The sequence below is a fragment of the Tsuneonella sp. HG249 genome, assembly GCF_053819205.1.
Map to the genome: position 1 here is coordinate 784,756 of NZ_JBSOQY010000001.1, position 18,319 is coordinate 803,074.

The following is an 18,319-nucleotide window of genomic DNA, read 5'->3' on the forward strand; positions in this document are numbered from 1 at the left end:
TGGGGTGAGGCAGCAACAATGCGAAGGAACTGGTCGATGCGGGTAGGTGGCTTGTCGATAGCGTGGGTCTCGATGGCGCTGGCGGCGTGCCAGTCCGAGGTGCCCGTCCAGAAGGCTCCGGACGAGAGCGCGCCTACCAATGCGACGGCAGATGTTTCCGGCCCCGAAGTGCGCGTGCTCGCCTTCGGCGATTCCCTGTTTGCCGGATACGGCCTCGCCGACCCCGAGCTCTCCTATCCGTCGCGCTTGGAAGCCGCGCTGCGCGAAGACGGTCGCAACGTCCGCATCGCCAACGCAGGCGTATCGGGCGACACGACGGCCGCCGGGCGCCAGCGGCTGGCATTCACGCTCGACAGCCAGCCCGCCAAGCCCGATCTCGTCATCCTAGAACTCGGCGGAAACGACCTCCTTCGCGGGCTCCCGCCCGAGCAGACGCGCGCCAATCTCACCGCCATGCTCGATGAACTGAAGAAACGCGGAATTCCGGCCGTGCTGATGGGGCTGCGGGCGCCTCCCAACTATGGCGCGAAGTGGCAGGCCCAGTTCGACGCCATCTTCCCGGAACTGGGGGACCGGTACGGAGCCAAGCTGGTGCCGTTCGTCACAGAGGCGGTGTTTACCGACCCGAGCCTGCTGCAGGCGGATCGGGTCCACCCCACCGCGCAAGGCGTCGAGGTGCTGGTCGATGCGACCGCCGACAAAATCGCCCAGGCCCTGCCGGCGGCCGGTTGAGTGCATCTGACTTTCCCCGCGATCGTGGTTGCCGCTCGCCAGCACGGCGAGACGGCGGTCATCGCGCGGGTGCTGAGCGAGCAATTCGGGATGGTCGCGGGCTATGTCGCTGGCGGTCGCGGACGCCGGCTGCGGCCTGTGGTGATACCGGGCAACCGCGTCGCCGGCGAACTGTCGGCGAGGAACGACAGTCAGTTGCCGTTCCTCAAGCTCGAGCTGACCGAGAGCCGCGGCCCCTGGCTCGGCGAGCCGCTCGCGGCCTCTGCAATCGGCTGGGTGACCGCGCTGACCGCCCTCGCGCTGCCGGAGCGCAATCCTTACCCGGCTTTGTACCAAGCGCTCGGCGCCACGCTCGATGCGATCTGCCACGCCCCGTCGGCGCGGGGGTGGCTGCGCGCCCTCGTTGGCTACGAGGCCTTGTTGTTGCGCGAGCTCGGGTACGGCGGAGACCAACCCGCGACAGAAGCGGACCTTGAGGCGCTCCTGCAAATGTTTGCCCGGGGAGCAGCTCCGCTCGAGCGCTACCTGCTTGCTGACCGGAGGAGCGATGGTATGGCCGCCCGCGCCATCCTGGGCGAGCGACTGGAGAAATTGAGGGCATGAAGGTCGCAGTGTTCCCGGGTGATGGGATCGGCCCAGAAGTCACGCGGCAAGCCGTCCGGGTGCTCGAAACGCTGGACTTGCCCGCACTGACATTTTTCGAAGGCGATGTGGGCGGGATAGCCTACCATCGCCAAGGACACCCGCTGCCGGTCGAGACTCTTCAAATGGCACAAGCGGCCGATGCGATCTTGTTCGGGGCGGTTGGCGATCCGGCGTGTGACGGCCTAGAGCGGCCGCTCCGGCCGGAACAGGCAATCCTCGGCCTGCGAGCCGAACTCGGCCTGTTCGCCAATTTGCGTCCTGCGACCACTTTCGCGGGCCTCGAAGGCATGAGCGCACTGCGGCCCGAGATCGCCCGCAGCATTGACCTGCTGATCGTCCGCGAGCTCAACGGCGACGTTTACTTCGGCGATAAGGGCACCGATACGCTGCCGGATGGCCGGCGCCGCGGATGGGACCTCATGTCCTATGCCGAGGACGAAGTGCAACGCATCGCGCACGTTGCGTTCCGCGCGGCACAGGGCCGCAAGGGCAACTTGTGCTCGGTCGACAAGGCGAACGTACTCGAAACCAGCCAGCTCTGGCGGGACGTTGTAATCGAGGTCGCGCGTGAATATCCCGACGTCTCGCTCGCACACATGTACGTCGACAACGCGGCCATGCAACTCGTTCGCGAACCGGGCCGCTTCGACGTCATCGTGACCGGGAACCTGTTCGGCGACATCCTGTCCGACCAGGCCAGCATGTGCGTGGGCTCGATCGGCCTTCTGCCAAGCGCCGCGCTCGGAGAACGGCAGACCGAATTCGGCACGTTCGGCCTCTACGAGCCGATCCACGGCAGCGCCCCCGACATTGCCGGGCAAGGCAAGGCGAATCCGATGGCGACTATCCTCTCCGCGGCGATGATGCTGCGCCATTCTTTCGGGCGCAAGGCGGAGGCGGCACGGATCGAGGCCGCCGTGGCCCGGGCCTTGGCGGAAGGGGTGCGCGGGCCGGATCTCGGCGGGGATGCGAGCACGGAAGAGATTGGGGGCGCCGTGCTGGCGCGACTTTAGTCGCGCTGCTTTAGGCGGCTTTAACCAAGCCGGGCCCAAACGAGGCCATGCTCACGGCGCACAGGTTTTCCGATTGGAGCGCGGCATCGGCGCGGCTCGTCATGCTCGCGTTGCTGGCGTTGATCCTGTTGACCGCTATCCGTCCGACCGTGGATCCGGCCTCACCGACCGCCCCTTCGGCGAGATCGCCAGCCGAGGCGACCAATGCTCGCGATGCCGACCTGCGGTTGTATGATGCCATTGTCCGGCGCGTGGCCAGCGGCGAAAACTACTACGTCGCAGCGGTGGATGAACAGCGTGCGCGCTCGTTTCCGGTTCGGCCGGGATTCGCCCTTCGTTTGCCGACGCTGGCGGTCGTTCAGGCACGCCTTGGAATTCTCGGATCGATCGTGGCATCCTCGTTGTTATTTGCCGCGATCGGCATCGCCTGGTGGCGCCGTTGCACTGCCGAAGGCCTGGTCGGCACACAGCGCCGAGTCGCGGTTGCGCTGATCCTTGCCGGATCGTCGCTGCTGCTCAACCCCTACTACCACGTCCTCCACGAATTGTGGGCGGGCGGCTTGATCGCATTGTCGCTTGCGCTTCACCGGCCGGGACGGTGGCAGGCGGCGCTAGGGGTCGCGGCATTGGCCCTGGCGATCCGGGAACTCGCTCTTCCCTTTGTCCTCTTGATGGGCGCAATGGCATCGTGGCGCCGGGACTGGAAGGAAGCATCGGCATGGGCTGTGTTGGCCGCCATGTTCGTAGCGATGCTTGCGTATCATCATGCGCTCGCTGCCAGCCATACCACGACCGCTGACCTGGCGGGTCCGAGTTGGCTGACGCTTCGCGGCCTGGCGGGCTGGACCGCCAATGTCGTCATGTCGAGCCAATTGCATGCACTGCCGATAGCGATCGCGGGACCGATACCTATCCTCGCTTTGCTCGGCTGGACAGGGTGGCGCACAACGACCGGCGCCACTGTTACATTGCTATTGCTGGGTTATGCCGCCGCGTTCATGATCGCCGGGCGGGACGGCAATTTCTATTGGGGTTTGATTGTCACGCCCATTGTGTTCGCGGGGCTCGTCTTCCTTCCAATGTCGCTTCGAAGTCTCTGCCAGGCCGCCGTAGATGCCACCCACGCCAAGCGCTGAGTCCTCGCCCGGTACCGACCTCGGGTTATGCGTCGTGCTGCCGACGTTCAACGAACGCGACAACGTCGAGTTGATGATGACGCGGATCGAGCAGGCGCTCGGGCCTTGCGGTTGGGAGGTTGTCATCGTCGACGACGACAGCCCCGATGGTACTGCCGAGGCCGCGCGAGAGCTCGCTCGCGGCGACCCGCGCGTGCGGGTCATCCAGCGCTTCGGCCGGCGTGGGCTCGCCAGCGCCGCGATCGAGGGGATGTGCGCCACTGCCGCGCCGCTCGTGGCCGTGATGGATGCCGATCATCAGCACGATCCGGTGCTGCTGCCGGCCATGCGCTCTGCCGTCGAGAGCGGCGCGTGTGACATTGCCGTCGCCAGCCGCTTCGTGTCGGGCGGAAGCGCGGCAGGGCTCTCCAGCGAGACACGCGAGAAGGGAAGCCGTCTCGCCAATCGCCTCGCGCGCAAGGTGACAGGGATCGAACTGACCGATCCGATGAGCGGCTATTTTCTACTGCGGGCGGAGGCCCTGCGGGCCGTAGCGCCGCGGTTGTCCGGCATCGGCTTCAAGATCCTGCTCGATCTACTGGCGACTGCCGATCCGCCGCTCAAGGTAAAGGAGTTTCCTCTCGCTTTCGCGGAGAGGCAGGCCGGAGAGAGCAAGCTTGATGGCGCGGTGGCGTTCGAATTCCTCGTCGGTCTCTACGACCGCGCCTTCGGCCGCGTGATTCCCAGCCGCTTCGCACTGTTCGGTACGGTCGGGGCGATGGGTGTGGCGGTGCACATGGCTGTGCTGACGCTTTTCTATCGCCTCGCCGGAGAAGGGTTTGCGCTCGCGACCGTATGCGCGACGCTTGCGGCGATGACGTTCAACTTTTGGCTCAATAACCGGCTGACTTATCGCGACCAGCGGCTTCTTGCCCTCAATGCGTGGTTAAAGGGATGGTTGGGCTTCTGCGCCACTTGCGCAGTTGGTGCGCTGGCGAACGTGGCCACCGCCAGCCTGTTGCAGGGTCGCGGCATCCACTGGGTGCTCGCTGCACTGGCCGGGATAGTCATCGGCTCAGTGTGGAATTATGCCCTTTCCAGCCGTTTCGTCTGGGGCCGGTTCTAGTCAGCGCCAGCTGTCCACCCACATCCATTTTTCGAATGCCCGTCCGCCGTCCAGCGGGGCGCTTGAAAGGATGGGGTAGAACCAGGCGAACACCGCGAGCGAACCGGCAAGGATGCCCCATGCCGCGACGTGCCAACCATTGCGCCGCAACTGGTCGAGCGCGAGCGCGAGCGCCGCGAGCAACGCCATGCTCGGCACGTAATAGTGGTAATAGAACTGGATCGGCTTCCCGGCGATCATCCACAGCCCGAGACTGGCCACGTAGATCAGCGTGACGCCAAGCGCATCCCACCGGCGGCGCATGATCCCGGCCCAGGCGCACCAGAGAAGTGCGGGCAATCCGGCCAGCATTGTCAACGGATTGCCGATCAGAAGTACTCCCCGCTGCGCTCCGTCGACGGATTCGTAAAGGTACCAGATCGCCCGGCGGTCAATCACCCAATCCGGCCAGGTGCTTTGGTACGGGTGCGTCTTCACCACGCTTTCCTGCATCCGGAGCATCATCTCGTGAATGCCCATCAGCCCGCCCGTCGGCACTTGATCGGGCGCGACGAGATAGGCCGGCAGAAACGTGAGGGCATAGACCGCCAGCGGCACCACGCCGAGCCAGAGTGCGGCCTCGGCCAGCCGCATGCCTGGGATCGGTGGGGCGCGGCGGGTAGTCAGGCCGCGCCAGCCGACACTTCCCATGCGAGCCGCAAGGAACGCCAGGCCCGGGAGAGGAGCGAGGGGAATCACGTTCCACTTGGCACCCAGCGCGAGTCCGAGGGCTATCCCCGCGATCGCCAAGCTTCTCCGGCCGTGTTCGGGCTCGCGGACCGCCGCGGCGCTCTGCCAGAACGCGACCGCGAGGAAAGCGACCATGAACGCATCGAGCATGGCGATCCGGGCATGCACGAACAGGAAGAAGCCGCTCGCCAGCAGCACGCCGAAAGCGATCGTCGCAAAGGGTCTTTGCGAGGCATGCCACAAGGCGCGCATCGATGCGTAGAGCGCGACCACGCTGGCTAGCGCGCTCGGGAGACGCCAGCCCCAAGGATTGTCGCCCAGCAGTGCGATGCCGGCTGCGATCAACTCCTTGCCGACCATCGGGTGCTCCCGATTGAGCCAGGCACTGCCATCGAGCAGGCTGCGGGCAGCTGGAAGGTAGTGGACTTCGTCGAAGTACGGCTTGGTCGGAATTCCGAGCCGAAGGACCACTATTGCGAGGAAAGCGAGGGCGATGCCGGCGCCCCAGTGTACCGGATCGCGCGGGTGGTGCGGTGCCTCAGTCATCGGTGGGGCTGGTAGCTTTCGGGCACGAGCAGGAAAAGGTGCGCAGTGCCCAAGTTCATGGTTTTTTTGCGATTGTAAAATAACGGGAACGAACCTAGGATACTCACTCAGTCGGTTCAAAGCCAAAGTTGGCGTATTTTAATGAGGGATTTAGTTATGAGGAATGTTCTCGCGCCCGCAATGGCAGCGCTTGCGCTGGTTGCCGCACCGGTCGCCGCGCAGGCGGCTCCTGCTGAACGTAGCGCCGCTCCTGTGGCTCAGGAAAGCGAACTCGCCGGCAGCCTGCTGTGGATCGCCATCGCGATCGCGGTTGTGGTCGGCGCCATCCTGTTGCTCGACGACGACGATGCCGTCAGCCCGTAAGGCGAGCCTGCCTTTCTTGATACGAAGCGGGGCCCTGGCGGCCCCGCTTTTCGTTTGCGGGCCTTTCAGCATCGACAGGCCTTTTTGTTTGCGCTGGCTCTGACGTCGCCCCTAGAGCTGCGCCCGCGATGAAGAAGACCACCGGCATGGACCGCGCCGCCACGGCAAACTGGCGCCCCGCCACCCGCGCGATACGCGGCGGGACGTGGCGGTCGGCGCATGGCGAGACCAGCGAAGCCCTGTTTCTCACCTCCGGCTATACGTACGACGACGCGCAAACGGTAGCGGATCGCTTCGCCGGCGATGCGGAAGGAATGACGTATTCCCGCCTCCAGAACCCGACGGTGGCGATGCTGGAAGAACGCATCGCGCTCATGGAAGGCGCCGAGGCGTGCCGCACCCAGGCGAGCGGCATGGCGGCAATGACCACTGCGCTGCTCTGCCAGCTCTCGGCAGGCGACCACGTGGTCGCCGCCCGGGCCGCGTTCGGCTCGTGCCGATGGCTGATCGACCACCTTTGCCCGCGCTTCGGGATCGAAACGACCGTGATCGACAGTGGGGTCGACGCGGAGTGGGAGCAAGCGATCCGGCCGAACACCAAGGTGTTCTTCTACGAGACTCCTGCCAACCCCACACTCGACGTGGTCGACATCCGCTTCGTCAGCGACTTGGCTCGCGCGCACGGCATCGTGACCGTGGTCGACAACGCGTTCGCGTCTCCTGCCTTGCAGCGGCCGCTCGAGTTCGGGGCGGACGTGGTGGCCTATAGCGCGACCAAGCTGATGGATGGCCAGGGACGCGTCCTCGCCGGAGCGGTCTGCGGCAGCCGCGAGTTCATCGACGAGAAGCTCCTGCCGTTCCAGCGCAACACCGGGCCCAACCTCAGCCCGTTCAACGCCTGGGTGGTGCTCAAGGGTCTGGAGACCCTCGACTTGCGCGCTAGGGCACAGAGTGCCGCGGCGATCGAGGTCGGCAAGTTCATCGAGCCGCGCGTGCAGCGGATCCTTCACCCCGGGCTTCCCAGCCATCCGCGCCACGAGCTCGCGGTGCGCCAGATGCCCGCCGGTGTCGGCCCGATCTTCGCGTTCGAGGTCCCCGGTGGCCGCGCCCAGGCCTTCGCGCTGCTCGACGCGCTCGAGCTGATCGACATCTCCAACAACATCGGCGACCTGCGCAGCCTGGCCTGCCATCCCGCCAGCAGCACCCACGCCAACATGGGCGCGGAGGCGCGGGCCGAGATGGGCGTCACCGAAGGCCTGCTGCGGATCAACATCGGGCTGGAAGACCTCGACGACCTCAAGGAAGATCTCGATCGGGCGCTCGAGGCCGCCGGCCTGTGACGGGCGCCGCGCTGATCGTCGGCGCGGGAGATGGAAACGGGCGCAGCCTTGCCCATGCCTTTGCCGCCGAGGGGTTGACGGCTTGCGTCACCCGCCGCGCGCGGCACGCTGATCAGCTGGATGGCTTGGTCGCCGAGATCGAAGCCATCGGGGGAAAGGCGCGCGCCTTCCCTTGCGACGCGCGAGACGAGGCCGAGACCGTATCGCTGGTCGACACAATCGAGGCCGAGGTCGGGCCGCTCGAAGTCATGGTATTCAACATCGGTGCGAACGTGCGTTTCGGCATCCGTGAGACGACCGCGCAGGTCTACCGCAAGGTGTGGGAGATGGCGGCTTTCTCGGGATTTCTCGCGGGGCGCGAGGCGGCGCGCGTGATGGTTCCGCGCGGGAGGGGCACGATCCTGTTCACCGGCGCGACCGCATCGGTCCGCGGGAGCGCAGGCTATTCCGCCTTCGCCGGAGCCAAGGCGGCGCTGCGCGCACTGGCTCAGTCAATGGCGCGCGAGTTGGGGCCGCAGGGCATCCACGTCGCGCACGTGGTGCTCGATGGCCCAGTTGACGGCGCCTTTATCCGCGGTCTCTACCCCGACTGGGAGGCGCGGCTGGCCGAGGACGCGCTGCTCCAGCCCGAGCATATCGCCGCCGAGTACGTCCGCCTGTGGAAGCAGCCGCGTGACGTGTGGACCCACGAGCTCGATCTGCGGCCATGGAAAGAGACGTTCTGATGGCCGGAAAGACGCTGGAGTTCATCTTCGATGTGATCAGTCCGAACGCTTACCTCGCGTGGTGGCCGCTCAAGGAGGTTGTCGCGCGCACCGGCGCCACGCTCGAAATAACGCCTGTCCTGCTTGGCGGGATGCACAAGCTCACCGGCAACGCCCCGCCGATGGTCCGCGACGCCGACGTGAAGGGCAAGGTCGAGTATTCGATGCTCGAGATGCGGCGGTTCATCGAGAAGCACCGCCTATCGCGGTTCGCGATGAACCCCCGGTTCCCCTTCAGCACGGTGACGCCGCAGCGGATGTTGCTCGCTGTCGACGGGAAGGAGCGCGCGCGTCTTGCCGAGCACTTGCTGACGGCAATCTGGGAACGCGGGCTCGATGTGTCGGATGAAGCGGCGTTCGCGGCCGAGCTGGCAACCGGGGGTTTCGATGTCCCGGTACTCACCGCCGCGGCGCAGGACCCTCTGGTCAAGCAGCGGCTGATCGACAACTCGGCCGACGCTGTCGAGCGCGGCGCGTTCGGCATACCCACCTGGTTCATCGGCGGCGAAATGTTCTTCGGCAAGGAACGGCTCGCCCAAGTTGAGGAAGAACTGGCCTGAGGGCCTTGCACCGCGCCAGCGCCACGCTACTTTTGATCTACGATGAAACAGCTGTTCCAGCACGCCGCGATCACCGACGGGATCACCGTCCGGGTAGCGGTGAACTTCCTTCCCGAACAATCGCGTCCGCAGGACGGCAAGTGGTTTTGGGTTTACCACATCCGCATCGAGAACGGCTCGAACGAGCGCGTGCAGCTGGTCAGCCGGCATTGGCGCATCACCGATGGACGCGGCGGGGTCAGCATCATCGATGGCGAGGGGGTCGTCGGCGAACAGCCGGTGCTGGAGCCAGGGCATAGCCACGACTACGTTTCGGGGTGTCCGCTGACCACGCCGCACGGCACGATGGAGGGGTTTTACACTTTCCAGCGCGCGGGCAGGCAGCCGCTCGAAGTCCGCATCCCCTTCTTCCCGCTCGCGGCGCCGGCCGAGGCGGGGTGAAAGTAAACATACTACCGTTTCGTCAGCTTGGGCGCTAAAGGCGCGCGGCCATGAAGCGCACGCACTTGCCCCTTAACGCCCTGCGCGTCTTCGATGCCGCGGCGCGGCACCTGTCGTTCACGCGCGCGGCTGACGAGCTGGCGGTAACGCCGGCTGCGGTCGGCCAGCAGATCCGCGCGCTCGAAGATCATCTGGGCACTGTGCTCTTCCGCCGTACCAGCAAGGGCCTCGAACTCACCGACGAGGCGATCGCCGGGCTCGATGCGCTGCGCGAAGGGTTCCTCAAGTTCGAGGAATCGGTCCAGGCGATGCAGGCCTCGCAGGCAAGCGACCGCTACACCATTGCCGCCCCGCGCGAGTTCTACGCCCAGTGGCTCAGCCACCGGCTGGCGAAGTTCCTCGCGGCCAACCCGGGTGTTCGATACCAGCTGATCGCCGACGAGAACGCCGACTTCACCGAGACCAATCTCGACGTCGCCATTCGCCTGGTGGACGGGCCGGGCGACCTCGAAGGGGTCGAGCTCGCGCCGGCGCAACGGGTGATCGTCGCCGCGCCCGGGGCGCCCGACCAGTGGATCGCCTGGCCGGGCGCGCCGCTTCCCGATGGCGCCGAAGGCATGGTCCTCGTCGCCAACCCCGGCCAGGCGCTGTCGAGCGCTGTGGCGGGCCTCGGCAAGGCGATGCTGCCGGCCTTGCTGTGCGAGGAAGCGGTCGGCCGTGGCCTCCTCGAGATCCTCGAAGGACCCGACGAGGGCCGCCGCGCCTATTGGCTGGTCGCCCCGCTGCCGCAATGGCGGCAGAAGAAGGTCAAGGCGCTGGTCGCCTTTCTCACCCAGGCCTGAAGGCCGCGAACACTTCAGCCAGCCCCGGGGGATCGCAGTTCTCGCGCAGCGCGGCGATTGCCCCTTCGATCGGCAAGTTAAACTCGAGGACTTGGCTTTCGCGTCCGGTAAGCTGCGCACCGAGCGATTTGACGAAGGCGATTGCGCCGGCATTCTCGGCCAGGGTCCAGGCCTGGAACTCCTCATAGCCCGTCGCGGCTGCGTCGAGAAGGATCGTGGCCGTCAGCAACCGCCCCAATCCGCGCCCTTGGAACTTGTCGACGATTGCGACGGAGAACTCGGCGCAGTCCTGGTCCCGGCCCTCGTCCGCGGCGTAGGCATGCACCGCGCCGATAGCCGGTTCGCCGGGCAGGTCGCTGGCGATGGCGCCCCATGCGATATGGCGCTGCCCATCGGCGTCGAGCAGCCGGTCGATCACCCGGTCGGGCGGCACCTTCAGTGCGGTGAAAAACCGCAAGTAGCGCGAGCGCATCGACATCTGCGCGATGCCGGCGCGCATTCTTTCCTCGTCCCCGGGTCGGATGGTGCGGATGCACACCCGCGTCCCGTCGGTGAGATGGGTGTGAATTACTCGGCCGGAAGCTGGCGGCGGCATGACCGTCTCCTGCGCGGTGCGATCCCTCCGTGTTGCTGTCGCATCGCCGGCCGCGCCGGGCAATCTCGGCAAAGGCGGTCATGCAGCCACAGATAGCGCCCACAATCTAGCATAAGTTGGTCGCCGGAACCTGACGCCACTCCGCGTCTTGATGCACCATGCGGTCAATAAGGGGCAACAACCATGGCCAACACAGAGGACAAAGCCGCCAGCCTGGGGGTACTAGGCAAGTACGCCTATGCCTGGATCACCCTGGCGTTCTTCCTGATCTCGCTTCTGCTTCACTGGTACTTCGGCTGGAAAGCCTATGTCGACGAAGCGGTCGAGCACGGGTCCGATCCGCAAGTCGCCGAATATCTGACCGAAATGGGCCGCGACACGTTTGAAAACTGGCAGTCCGAATTCCTCCAGTTGCTGTGGCAGGTCGTCGGGCTGGCCTACTTCCTCTACCTCGGCTCGCCTTCGTCGAAAGAGAACGACGACCGGCTAGAGGCGAAGATCGACGCCCTCCTGCGGCTACGCGGTGACGAGGGCGAGGCGATCATCCGCGATCTCGACGAAAGGTTTCTTCGCCACGGCGGGCACGCCAAGCCGCACGGGCACGAGCAGGACTTCAACACATGAATGCCGAGACTTCCCTCGCAGTGCGCGAAGGCGAGCGCGCCCTCGATGCCGGGCGGCGCTTCGCAACGGTGCATCACAACGACCTGAAGCTGGAGGCGCGGGTGAGCGAGGGCGACTTCTGGGTCGTCTTCTACCGTGGCCGTGAAGGGGGAGGGGTCGCCTGGCGGACGCCGTTGTTCACTGAAGACGCCCGGATCGAGCGGGTCGACGGTTCGGGGCTGGCCCATTTCGTCGCCATCAGCCACCTCGGCCGTCACCGCATCGACATCGAAGCGTGCGAGGGCGAGGCGGCTTTCTTCACCCTGACCGTCCGCTTCCGGCCCGACCGAGCGCTTCACGTCCCGTTTATCCCTCGCGATCTTGTGGCGGTGGGGCCCGACGGGCGCGCCCACAAGCCCAAGGGCCGGATCGAGGCGCGTCAGCGGCGCCTCAACACCGGCTTGTGCTATTTCGAACTGCGCGAGCCCGATCTCGGCAAGGTCCTCTACGTGCAGGATCTCACCGCGTTGAACCCCTACTTCGAGGCCACCGGGACGAAGCCAGAGAACGCGGTCGGCGGCGAGTGGCCGGAAGTCGGCTACCTCGCGCCCACCCAGCCGCAGGATACCGGCAAGGCGTTGCCGGGAGGCCGCGAGATCGTGCTCAACCGCGCGTTCCTGATGGTCCGCCGGTTCCCGCAGGACGAGGAAGCCGCTTCGGCGTGGCAATTCCTCGATATGCTGGGGGCGATCTACCGCCGGATCAAGCGGCCAAACGCGGCCCACCGCGACTGGATCGAGCGCACTGGCCGCACGCTCGACGACTTGCGCTCGAGCCCCAAGGCGCGGACGAAGCATCTCGGCCACACGTACTTCCACCCCTATACGGTGAGCGAGAATCCGGACTCGATGGTGCAGCTCTCGCTGCTGTCGGCGATCCACGATTGGGGCCGGTGGAGCGGCAAGCGGGATCCACTCGAACGCGAGATCCGCAATGGGCTCGCCGGTTTCCACGACCGCGAACTGCAGACGCTGCGCCGCTACCTGCCCGATGTGAGTAAGGACAAGGATGCCGACGCCGTCGATAGCTGGTATCTCTACCACCCGATGGCGATGCTCGCGCACCTCGCGCTCGATGGGGAGGAGGATGCGCGCGAGCTTTTCTTCGCGACCGTCGACTACGGCATCAAGGCCGCGCGGCATTTCAAGTATCGCTGGCCCATCCAGTACAAGATCGACACCTTCGAAGTCATCACGGCCGTCGCGGCGGACGACCGCGGGCAGACCGACGTTGGCGGAATGTACGCCTGGGTAATGCTGCAGGCCTTCCAGCTATCGGGCGAAGGACGCTTTCTCGACGAAGCCAGGGCAGCGATCGACGCCGCCGAAGGCATGCGGTTCGATCTCAACTACCAGGCCAACCTCACGGCATGGGGTGCGGCGGCGTGCATCAAGCTGTGGCGGATCACTGGCGAGAAGCGCTACCTCACCCAGAGCTATGTCTATCTCGCGAGCTTCTTCCACAACTCGCAGATGTGGAACAGCGATATCGGGATCGCCAAGGAATACAGCAACTTCATGGCAGTTACCTGCTTGCAGGACGCCCCCTACATGGCGATCTACGAATGCTTCGACAGCTTCGCCGCGTTCGAGCAGTACCTCGACCTGGGCGGCCCCGATCTCATCCCGGCGGTCCGGCTGCTGGTGAACGAATACTGCCGCTACGCGCTTGACCGTGCGTGGTACTACTACCCCGATGCCTTGCCCGAGGACGGGGTCGCGAAGGACAACATCCGCAACGGGCACATCGACCGCGCGCTCTCGTTTCCGGTGGAGGACCTCTATCCCGACGGACAGCCGGCCGGGCAGGTGGGCCAGGAAATCTATGGCGCAGGTGCGGCGATGGTCTTCGCGACCCGTGCTTTCCACCGGATCGAGGGGGCGGGCTTTCTCCTTTACTGCGACCATTTCGTCCGCACGCTGACGCGGATCGACGAGAAGGCGGTCTCTTTCTCGCTCGACGGCCCGACGGGGTCGACTGCGCGGATATCGCTGGCGATGGAGGCCAGCTCGCGCAGAGCGCCGGGCGCTACGCTCCGGGGGCCTGACGGAAAGCCGGTTGCGCCTTCCACCGATTCCGCCGGGGTGCTGTGCCGCTTCGAGGTGCCGGCGCAGGGGGCCTACACGCTCAGCTGGTGATGGAGGCGGCGAGCGGCCTCAGATGCGCACCCAACCGAGGAGGATCAGCAGACCGAGCGTGATCGCCGCGGAGAGCAGCAGCGAACCGAGGCACCCGAGCTTGTTCGAAAAGAAGAAGAACATCGGTCCTTCGTCCTAGCGGGCGAGCATGCTCGGCCCCGCGGGGGTGGCGATCATGAGGTAGAGGATGAACAGTACCGCGGCGCCGACAAGCAGCCAGATCAAGCGCTTCATTGCCGACGCTTCCTCCAGTTGAAGCGCCCCGCCGCGTCCGGAAGGATGCGGCGGGGCGTTTCGGTTCAGGTCAGTTCGGGCTCGGCGATCCGGCTACGGGTCGAGCTGTGCCCACCGTAGCGGTAGAGGACGTCCTCAACCTGGCTGCGGTCCGCGCCGGCGCTGTCGTCGACGGAGACGAATACGCCGCCGCCCTTGATCCGCTCGCCGTAGTAGTCGGCGTCCTCGTCGCTGACGCCGTGCTTCTTGAGGCTTTCGTTGATCGTGCCGGTGAGCGCCCCCACCGCCGCGCCGACGCCAATCGCTTCGGGAACCGCACCAGCGGCGATCGCGCCGGCGGCGGCGAGCGGGCCCACGCCCGGGATCGCCAGAGCTGCGACGCCGAGCCCGGCGCCAAGCGCGCCGCCGCCGAGAATGCCGCGCAGCAGGTTGCGGTGGTCGTCGTCGGTGACTTCGCCGTCGCCCGAGGTGGTCGTGGTGCGGTTGCCGTGCTTCGCGATCACCGACATCGACGTATCGGCCACGCCGGCGTTGCGCAGCGCCGCGACGGCTCGCTGGGCTTCTTCCTGACTGTCAAAAACTGCAGAGGCGGTAAGTGCCATGAAATATCTCCGGTTGATCCCCGTCCGATGACTTAGGAATCCTCTCGCGCACTCGGCGTTCCCTCAAAAAATAGATACTTAACAATGATTAGAAGTGGCTCGGCGGCATGACGCAAGGAACCCGCATCATGATTAGGAATACCTAAACCAAACATACGTTATCTCACGAGTAACTCTAGCCCGAGGTCTTCATGAGCCGATCCCCGGACAGTCTCCATGCGAGGCTATCCTTCACCAGTTCGATCACGATCACCACGACCGTGGCGCTGGCGGCGATCGCGCTGTTCGCCGTGTCGGCCTGGCAGATCGTCCCCGCGCTGGTTGCCTCGGCTCGCAGCGGCCAGCCGGTTTCGCCGCCGCTGTTGACGGCGTTCCTGCTCAACATCGCGCTCGTTCTGCTGGCGTGGCGCCGTTCGGTGCAGTTGCGCGATACCTCGCAGGAGCTGGTCGCCGCCGAAACGCGCGCGGAAGACCTCGCCTACCGCGACGAGGTGACCGGGCTCGGCAATCGCAGGCGGCTCAACGAGGTGCTGAACGAGGTCTGCCGCGAGCAGCGCGGGCCCGCGGCGCTGCTGCTGATCGACCTCGACCACTTCAAGAACATCAACGACCTCTACGGCCACGGCGTGGGCGACGAATTGCTGACGACGATCGCCGGGCGCCTGGTCGCCGCGGCGCCGCCCGGCTCGCTGTGCTTCCGCCACGGCGGCGACGAGTTCGCGGTGCTGCTCACCGGCACGCCGGCGGCCGGCGAGGAACCCGAGGAATTCGCGCGCGATATCCAGTTCAAGCTGGCCAAGCCGGTCAAGATCGCTGGAACCTATGTCGCGGTGGGCACTTCGATCGGCGTCGCCGCGCGTTCGGCCAAGACCAAGGCGTCGGGCGACCTGATGCGCCGCGCCGACCTGGCGATGTACGAGGCCAAGCGCCGTGGCCGGAACCGCACGGTGGCCTTCTCCGAGCAGATGGAAGTCGAACTGCGCGAGCGTAACCAGCTCGAACTCGGCATCCGCGCCGGCATCGAGGCGGGCCATTTCGTGCCCTACTTCCAGCCGATCATCGACCTTCCGAGCGGCGATGTGCGCGGCTTCGAGGTGCTCGCGCGATGGAAACATCCCAAGCGCGGCTTGCTCGCGCCCGGCGAGTTCATCGCCCGCGCCGAGGCGACGGGGCTGATCTCGGACCTGTCGTTCTCGGTCATGCACCAGGCGCTGGTGATTGCGCGCAGCTGGCCCAGCCACTTCATCATCGCGGTCAACATCTCGCCGGTGCAGTTCAACGATTCCCTGCTCGCCCAGCGCGTTCTCAAGGTTCTTGCCGAGACCGGCTTTCCGGCCGCGCGGCTTGAAATCGAGGTCATGGAAAAGAGCCTGCTCAACGACCAGTCGCTGGCGATCGCGACGATCACGTCGCTGCGCAACAGCGGGATCCGCATTTCGATCGACGATTTCGGCACCGGCTACGCCCTGCTCACCGAGCTCAAGGACCTGCCGTTCGACCGCATCAAGATCGACCGCCGGTTCATGCAGTCGCTGATCGACGACCAGCAGTGCGATGCGCTGGTGCAGGCGGTGTCGTCGCTCGGCAAGGGACTGAAGCTGCCAATCACCGCCGAAGGGGTCGAGAGCGAAGCGGTCCACTCCAAGCTCGCCGGTCTTGGTTGCACCGATGCGCAAGGATGGCTTTTCGCCGAAGCGCTGACGGCCGAGGAAGTGGCGCTCGGGTTTCTCGACCGGGCAGCGCCTGCCGCGAAGACCGAGGCTGCGGTAACGCCGCGCGCCGCACGAGCGGCCAAGGGCTGAGCTGACGCTAGCCGCCGGGCGCCCCGCGCTCGGCAAGAACCTCGCCGCGAATGCGCTCATAGACCGGGTGGCCCGGCACGAGATCGCGCTCGTCGATCCGGAACCGGCTGCGCTGGCGCAGGACGAAGCACAGCATCGCATCCCCATCGCTGCCGTGCGCGCCCGCCAGCGCGCGCTCGAGCGCGCAGTCTTCCAGCCGCAGCATCCCCCACTTGAGCGCCTCGTCCCACGCGGCCGCGAACTCCTCAGCGCCCGCGCGGGCGCGCAGCTTATAGAGCGCCTCCAGGCTCTTGCCGATTACCCGCGCGGCCTGGTTGACGATGCCGGTCGCGGCGAGCGCGGCGACGAACCGCCGCTGCAACTCGGGCGTGATCGAATTGCGCCGCGGCTGCGGGTGCAGGAAGGGCGCGAAAGCGAGCAGCGGATCGTCACCCGGCAGCGGCGGGACAGGGGTGAAGGCCAGCGGGGAGGTTCCCTGCCTTGGCGTTGCGCGGGTCGATCGGGACATGGCGCGGCAGCAGATTGCACAAGGCCTGCTTGTAGGAAAACGTATTCGGACCGGCGTCCACGGCCAACGCGATCGACCACCAGAAACAGCTTCTCAATGAACAACATGGATTGGCTTATTTGCTATACAACCTAGATAGCGTTTTGTGTTATGAAGTTAAAATCGCGAGCAACGCAAATGGCGCTCGCGGCTGAGAGACCGCCCGCGCTCCCGCCGTAGCGGGAGTCGCGCAATGCCTCGATATTTCATGCACCTCAGGGACGGCCACGAAGAGGTACTCGACCCCGAAGGGGTCGAGGCGAGCAGCGCGACCGTCGCCGGGCTCGCCCTGGCCGCGGCGCGCGATTGCATGGCGCACGACGTCCAGAGCGGCCGGCTGAATTTCGCCTACCGCATCGATGTCCACGACGCGGCGGGCAAGCTGGTCCACTCGATCGCCTTCCGCGATGCGGTCGCGATCACCGAAAGCTAGACGGCCGAGACCACCTCTCCCGGGCGTGTCGGAACTTGTAGCCGGGCGTCGAACGTTTCGTTTTGCCAGGCAAGGTCGGCGTGACCGCCCAACTGGCGCTCGACGATCGCTTTTACGAGCGACAGCCCCAGCCCGGGCTTGGGTTCGGCTGCGATGCTGCCGATCTCCTCGTGCCAGCTGATCGTCAGGCCGTCCGGGACAGTCTCCCACCCGATGTCGATCGCTCCGTCGCGCCGCAGCAAGGCGCCGTGTTGCTTGGCGTTCGAGACGAGTTCGTGCATCACAAGGGCAATGGGCTGGGCGAGACGGGGCGAGACCTTCACCGGCGGCCCCGCGAGATTCATTCGGCGATCGGCCTCGCCCTCGACGATCAGTTCCACGAGCCGCGAACCCTTCCAGCTCGACCGGGCGAGTATCCGGTGCACCCGGGCGACCGCCTCGATCCGGCGGCGAATCGCCTCGGAATAGCTCGAGACGTCGGTCGCCTGGGTAAGGCTGAGGATGCTCTGGACGAGAGCCAGGGCGTTCATCGCCCGGTGATCGACCTCCATCAGAAGCAGGCGCTCGATCGCCTCGAGCTCCTCGGCCCGGCGCCGCGCGGTGACGTCCTTCTGCGATCCGAAATAGTAGATCGTCTTGCCATCGCCGTCGTGCACCGGGCTGATGGAAAGCTGGTTCCAGAAGGTGGTCCCATCCTTGCGATAGTTGAGCAGCTCCACCTCGATGAAGTGCCGGTCCTCGGCGAGACCTTGGCGGATGGCATCGATCGCTGCGGGCGCCGTGTCCGGCCCCTGAAGGAACCGGCAGTTGCGCCCGATCACCTCGGCGGCGGAATATCCGGTGAGATCGAGGAACGCCTGATTGGCCAGAACGATCGGCGCGTCCGGTTGGCCCGGATCGGAAACGACCATCGGCATTCGCGTTCGTTCGACGGCGACCAGGGCCAGTTCGCGTCGGTCGGCGATGACGCTGTCCTGAAATGCTGCGGGATCGTCACCTACGAACGATGTCGGCGCATCGAGTGTGCGGGTCATCATCGGATAACGCTATGGTAGCGCGGCAGTTTCTGCCGACTGCATCTTTTTTCTA

The 18,319-nt window shown here is 65.9% G+C and carries 20 protein-coding genes; 15 read left to right on the forward strand and 5 right to left on the reverse strand.

Translation table 11 applies throughout. The features are described from left to right. The first annotated feature begins 18 nt into the window (after positions 1-18). The 5 genes from ACWPM1_RS03815 to ACWPM1_RS03835 all read left to right on the forward strand — a co-directional run bounded on the left by ACWPM1_RS03815 (position 19) and on the right by ACWPM1_RS03835 (position 4,631). Entirely contained in the window at positions 19-732 is a 714-nt protein-coding gene (locus ACWPM1_RS03815) for an arylesterase (RefSeq protein WP_455693512.1), read from the forward strand. Next, positions 733-1,335 (forward strand): DNA repair protein RecO, encoded by a 603-nt coding sequence (gene recO, locus ACWPM1_RS03820; protein ID WP_455693513.1) that lies wholly within the window; start codon positions 733-735, stop codon positions 1,333-1,335. Continuing rightward, complete coding sequence (gene leuB / locus ACWPM1_RS03825) at positions 1,332-2,390, forward strand: 3-isopropylmalate dehydrogenase (protein ID WP_455693514.1); 1,059 nt, start codon at positions 1,332-1,334, stop codon at positions 2,388-2,390. The genes recO and leuB overlap by 4 nt, the downstream gene beginning before the upstream one ends. A gap of 101 nt (positions 2,391-2,491) precedes the next feature. Next, a complete protein-coding gene (locus ACWPM1_RS03830) occupies positions 2,492-3,526 on the forward strand; it encodes a hypothetical protein (RefSeq protein WP_455693515.1) in 1,035 nt (344 codons plus the stop codon). Continuing rightward, positions 3,504-4,631: a glycosyltransferase family 2 protein gene (locus tag ACWPM1_RS03835; RefSeq protein WP_455693516.1), complete on the forward strand. Its 1,128-nt coding sequence runs from the start codon at positions 3,504-3,506 to the stop codon at positions 4,629-4,631. Before ACWPM1_RS03830 ends, ACWPM1_RS03835 begins: the two co-directional genes overlap by 23 nt. On the opposite strand, the gene ACWPM1_RS03840 is transcribed toward ACWPM1_RS03835, so the two are convergent. Beyond that, entirely contained in the window at positions 4,632-5,906 is a 1,275-nt protein-coding gene (locus tag ACWPM1_RS03840) for a phospholipid carrier-dependent glycosyltransferase (protein ID WP_455693517.1), read from the reverse strand. A gap of 156 nt (positions 5,907-6,062) precedes the next feature. Between ACWPM1_RS03840 and ACWPM1_RS03845 the strand changes: the two genes are divergently transcribed. The 6 genes from ACWPM1_RS03845 (at position 6,063) to ACWPM1_RS03870 (ending at position 10,216) form a co-directional block, all read left to right on the forward strand. Further along, a complete protein-coding gene (locus ACWPM1_RS03845; RefSeq protein WP_455693518.1) occupies positions 6,063-6,269 on the forward strand; it encodes a hypothetical protein in 207 nt (68 codons plus the stop codon). A gap of 128 nt (positions 6,270-6,397) precedes the next feature. Beyond that, on the forward strand, positions 6,398-7,609 hold the full coding sequence (locus ACWPM1_RS03850) for a trans-sulfuration enzyme family protein (RefSeq protein WP_455693519.1): 1,212 nt from the start codon (positions 6,398-6,400) through the stop codon (positions 7,607-7,609). Further along, positions 7,606-8,334, forward strand: coding sequence for an SDR family NAD(P)-dependent oxidoreductase (locus ACWPM1_RS03855; RefSeq protein WP_455693520.1), 729 nt, complete (start codon positions 7,606-7,608; stop codon positions 8,332-8,334). The genes ACWPM1_RS03850 and ACWPM1_RS03855 overlap by 4 nt, the downstream gene beginning before the upstream one ends. Beyond that, positions 8,334-8,933 (forward strand): DsbA family protein, encoded by a 600-nt coding sequence (locus ACWPM1_RS03860; protein ID WP_455693521.1) that lies wholly within the window; start codon positions 8,334-8,336, stop codon positions 8,931-8,933. Before ACWPM1_RS03855 ends, ACWPM1_RS03860 begins: the two co-directional genes overlap by 1 nt. Before the next feature lie 42 nt (positions 8,934-8,975). Then, a complete protein-coding gene (gene apaG / locus ACWPM1_RS03865; protein WP_455693522.1) occupies positions 8,976-9,374 on the forward strand; it encodes a Co2+/Mg2+ efflux protein ApaG in 399 nt (132 codons plus the stop codon). Between the two features lie 50 nt (positions 9,375-9,424). Beyond that, positions 9,425-10,216, forward strand: coding sequence for a LysR family transcriptional regulator (locus ACWPM1_RS03870; RefSeq protein ID WP_455693523.1), 792 nt, complete (start codon positions 9,425-9,427; stop codon positions 10,214-10,216). Here ACWPM1_RS03870 and ACWPM1_RS03875 read toward each other — a convergent pair. Further along, positions 10,203-10,811 (reverse strand): N-acetyltransferase family protein, encoded by a 609-nt coding sequence (locus tag ACWPM1_RS03875; RefSeq protein ID WP_455693524.1) that lies wholly within the window; start codon positions 10,809-10,811, stop codon positions 10,203-10,205. The two genes, ACWPM1_RS03870 and ACWPM1_RS03875, sit on opposite strands and share 14 nt — an antisense overlap. A gap of 183 nt (positions 10,812-10,994) precedes the next feature. On the opposite strand from ACWPM1_RS03875, the gene ACWPM1_RS03880 reads away from it, so the two are divergent. Both ACWPM1_RS03880 and ACWPM1_RS03885 read left to right on the forward strand, forming a co-directional pair. After that, positions 10,995-11,435 (forward strand): DUF6766 family protein, encoded by a 441-nt coding sequence (locus ACWPM1_RS03880; protein ID WP_455693525.1) that lies wholly within the window; start codon positions 10,995-10,997, stop codon positions 11,433-11,435. Further along, on the forward strand, positions 11,432-13,612 hold the full coding sequence (locus tag ACWPM1_RS03885) for a hypothetical protein (protein ID WP_455693526.1): 2,181 nt from the start codon (positions 11,432-11,434) through the stop codon (positions 13,610-13,612). The genes ACWPM1_RS03880 and ACWPM1_RS03885 overlap by 4 nt, the downstream gene beginning before the upstream one ends. Before the next feature lie 299 nt (positions 13,613-13,911). Here ACWPM1_RS03885 and ACWPM1_RS03890 read toward each other — a convergent pair whose 3' ends face one another. Then, complete coding sequence (locus tag ACWPM1_RS03890; RefSeq protein WP_455693527.1) at positions 13,912-14,448, reverse strand: hypothetical protein; 537 nt, start codon at positions 14,446-14,448, stop codon at positions 13,912-13,914. A 191-nt stretch (positions 14,449-14,639) separates the two neighbouring features. Between ACWPM1_RS03890 and ACWPM1_RS03895 the strand changes: the two genes are divergently transcribed. Further along, entirely contained in the window at positions 14,640-16,250 is a 1,611-nt protein-coding gene (locus ACWPM1_RS03895; protein ID WP_455693528.1) for a putative bifunctional diguanylate cyclase/phosphodiesterase, read from the forward strand. Between the two features lie 7 nt (positions 16,251-16,257). On the opposite strand, the gene ACWPM1_RS03900 is transcribed toward ACWPM1_RS03895, so the two are convergent. Further along, the gene (locus tag ACWPM1_RS03900; RefSeq protein WP_455693529.1) at positions 16,258-16,758 is read right to left on the reverse strand and encodes a hypothetical protein; all 501 of its coding nucleotides are present in this window, start codon (positions 16,756-16,758) and stop codon (positions 16,258-16,260) included. A gap of 232 nt (positions 16,759-16,990) precedes the next feature. Between ACWPM1_RS03900 and ACWPM1_RS03905 the strand changes: the two genes are divergently transcribed. Beyond that, positions 16,991-17,230, forward strand: coding sequence for a DUF6894 family protein (locus ACWPM1_RS03905; protein WP_455693530.1), 240 nt, complete (start codon positions 16,991-16,993; stop codon positions 17,228-17,230). On the opposite strand, the gene lov is transcribed toward ACWPM1_RS03905, so the two are convergent. Continuing rightward, complete coding sequence (gene lov, locus ACWPM1_RS03910; RefSeq protein WP_455693531.1) at positions 17,227-18,267, reverse strand: blue-light-activated histidine kinase; 1,041 nt, start codon at positions 18,265-18,267, stop codon at positions 17,227-17,229. The two genes, ACWPM1_RS03905 and lov, sit on opposite strands and share 4 nt — an antisense overlap. Positions 18,268-18,319: the final 52 nt, after the last annotated feature.

Bases quoted from the DNA above. Each gene is read 5' to 3' on its own strand.
- apaG (WP_455693522.1), top strand. From the start codon at position 8,976: ATGAAACAGCTGTTCCAGCACGCCGCGATCACCGACGGGATCACCGTC.
- ACWPM1_RS03870 (WP_455693523.1), top strand. From the start codon at position 9,425: ATGAAGCGCACGCACTTGCCCCTTAACGCCCTGCGCGTCTTCGATGCC.
- ACWPM1_RS03885 (WP_455693526.1), top strand. From the start codon at position 11,432: ATGAATGCCGAGACTTCCCTCGCAGTGCGCGAAGGCGAGCGCGCCCTC.
- ACWPM1_RS03850 (WP_455693519.1), top strand. From the start codon at position 6,398: ATGAAGAAGACCACCGGCATGGACCGCGCCGCCACGGCAAACTGGCGC.
- leuB (WP_455693514.1), top strand. From the start codon at position 1,332: ATGAAGGTCGCAGTGTTCCCGGGTGATGGGATCGGCCCAGAAGTCACG.
- ACWPM1_RS03880 (WP_455693525.1), top strand. From the start codon at position 10,995: ATGGCCAACACAGAGGACAAAGCCGCCAGCCTGGGGGTACTAGGCAAG.
- ACWPM1_RS03890 (WP_455693527.1), bottom strand. From the start codon at position 14,448: ATGGCACTTACCGCCTCTGCAGTTTTTGACAGTCAGGAAGAAGCCCAG.
- ACWPM1_RS03830 (WP_455693515.1), top strand. From the start codon at position 2,492: ATGCTCGCGTTGCTGGCGTTGATCCTGTTGACCGCTATCCGTCCGACC.
- ACWPM1_RS03875 (WP_455693524.1), bottom strand. From the start codon at position 10,811: ATGCCGCCGCCAGCTTCCGGCCGAGTAATTCACACCCATCTCACCGAC.
- ACWPM1_RS03835 (WP_455693516.1), top strand. From the start codon at position 3,504: ATGCCACCCACGCCAAGCGCTGAGTCCTCGCCCGGTACCGACCTCGGG.
- lov (WP_455693531.1), bottom strand. From the start codon at position 18,267: ATGATGACCCGCACACTCGATGCGCCGACATCGTTCGTAGGTGACGAT.
- ACWPM1_RS03900 (WP_455693529.1), bottom strand. From the start codon at position 16,758: ATGTCCCGATCGACCCGCGCAACGCCAAGGCAGGGAACCTCCCCGCTG.
- ACWPM1_RS03845 (WP_455693518.1), top strand. From the start codon at position 6,063: ATGAGGAATGTTCTCGCGCCCGCAATGGCAGCGCTTGCGCTGGTTGCC.
- ACWPM1_RS03840 (WP_455693517.1), bottom strand. From the start codon at position 5,906: ATGACTGAGGCACCGCACCACCCGCGCGATCCGGTACACTGGGGCGCC.
- ACWPM1_RS03860 (WP_455693521.1), top strand. From the start codon at position 8,334: ATGGCCGGAAAGACGCTGGAGTTCATCTTCGATGTGATCAGTCCGAAC.
- ACWPM1_RS03815 (WP_455693512.1), top strand. From the start codon at position 19: ATGCGAAGGAACTGGTCGATGCGGGTAGGTGGCTTGTCGATAGCGTGG.
- ACWPM1_RS03895 (WP_455693528.1), top strand. From the start codon at position 14,640: ATGAGCCGATCCCCGGACAGTCTCCATGCGAGGCTATCCTTCACCAGT.
- ACWPM1_RS03905 (WP_455693530.1), top strand. From the start codon at position 16,991: ATGCCTCGATATTTCATGCACCTCAGGGACGGCCACGAAGAGGTACTC.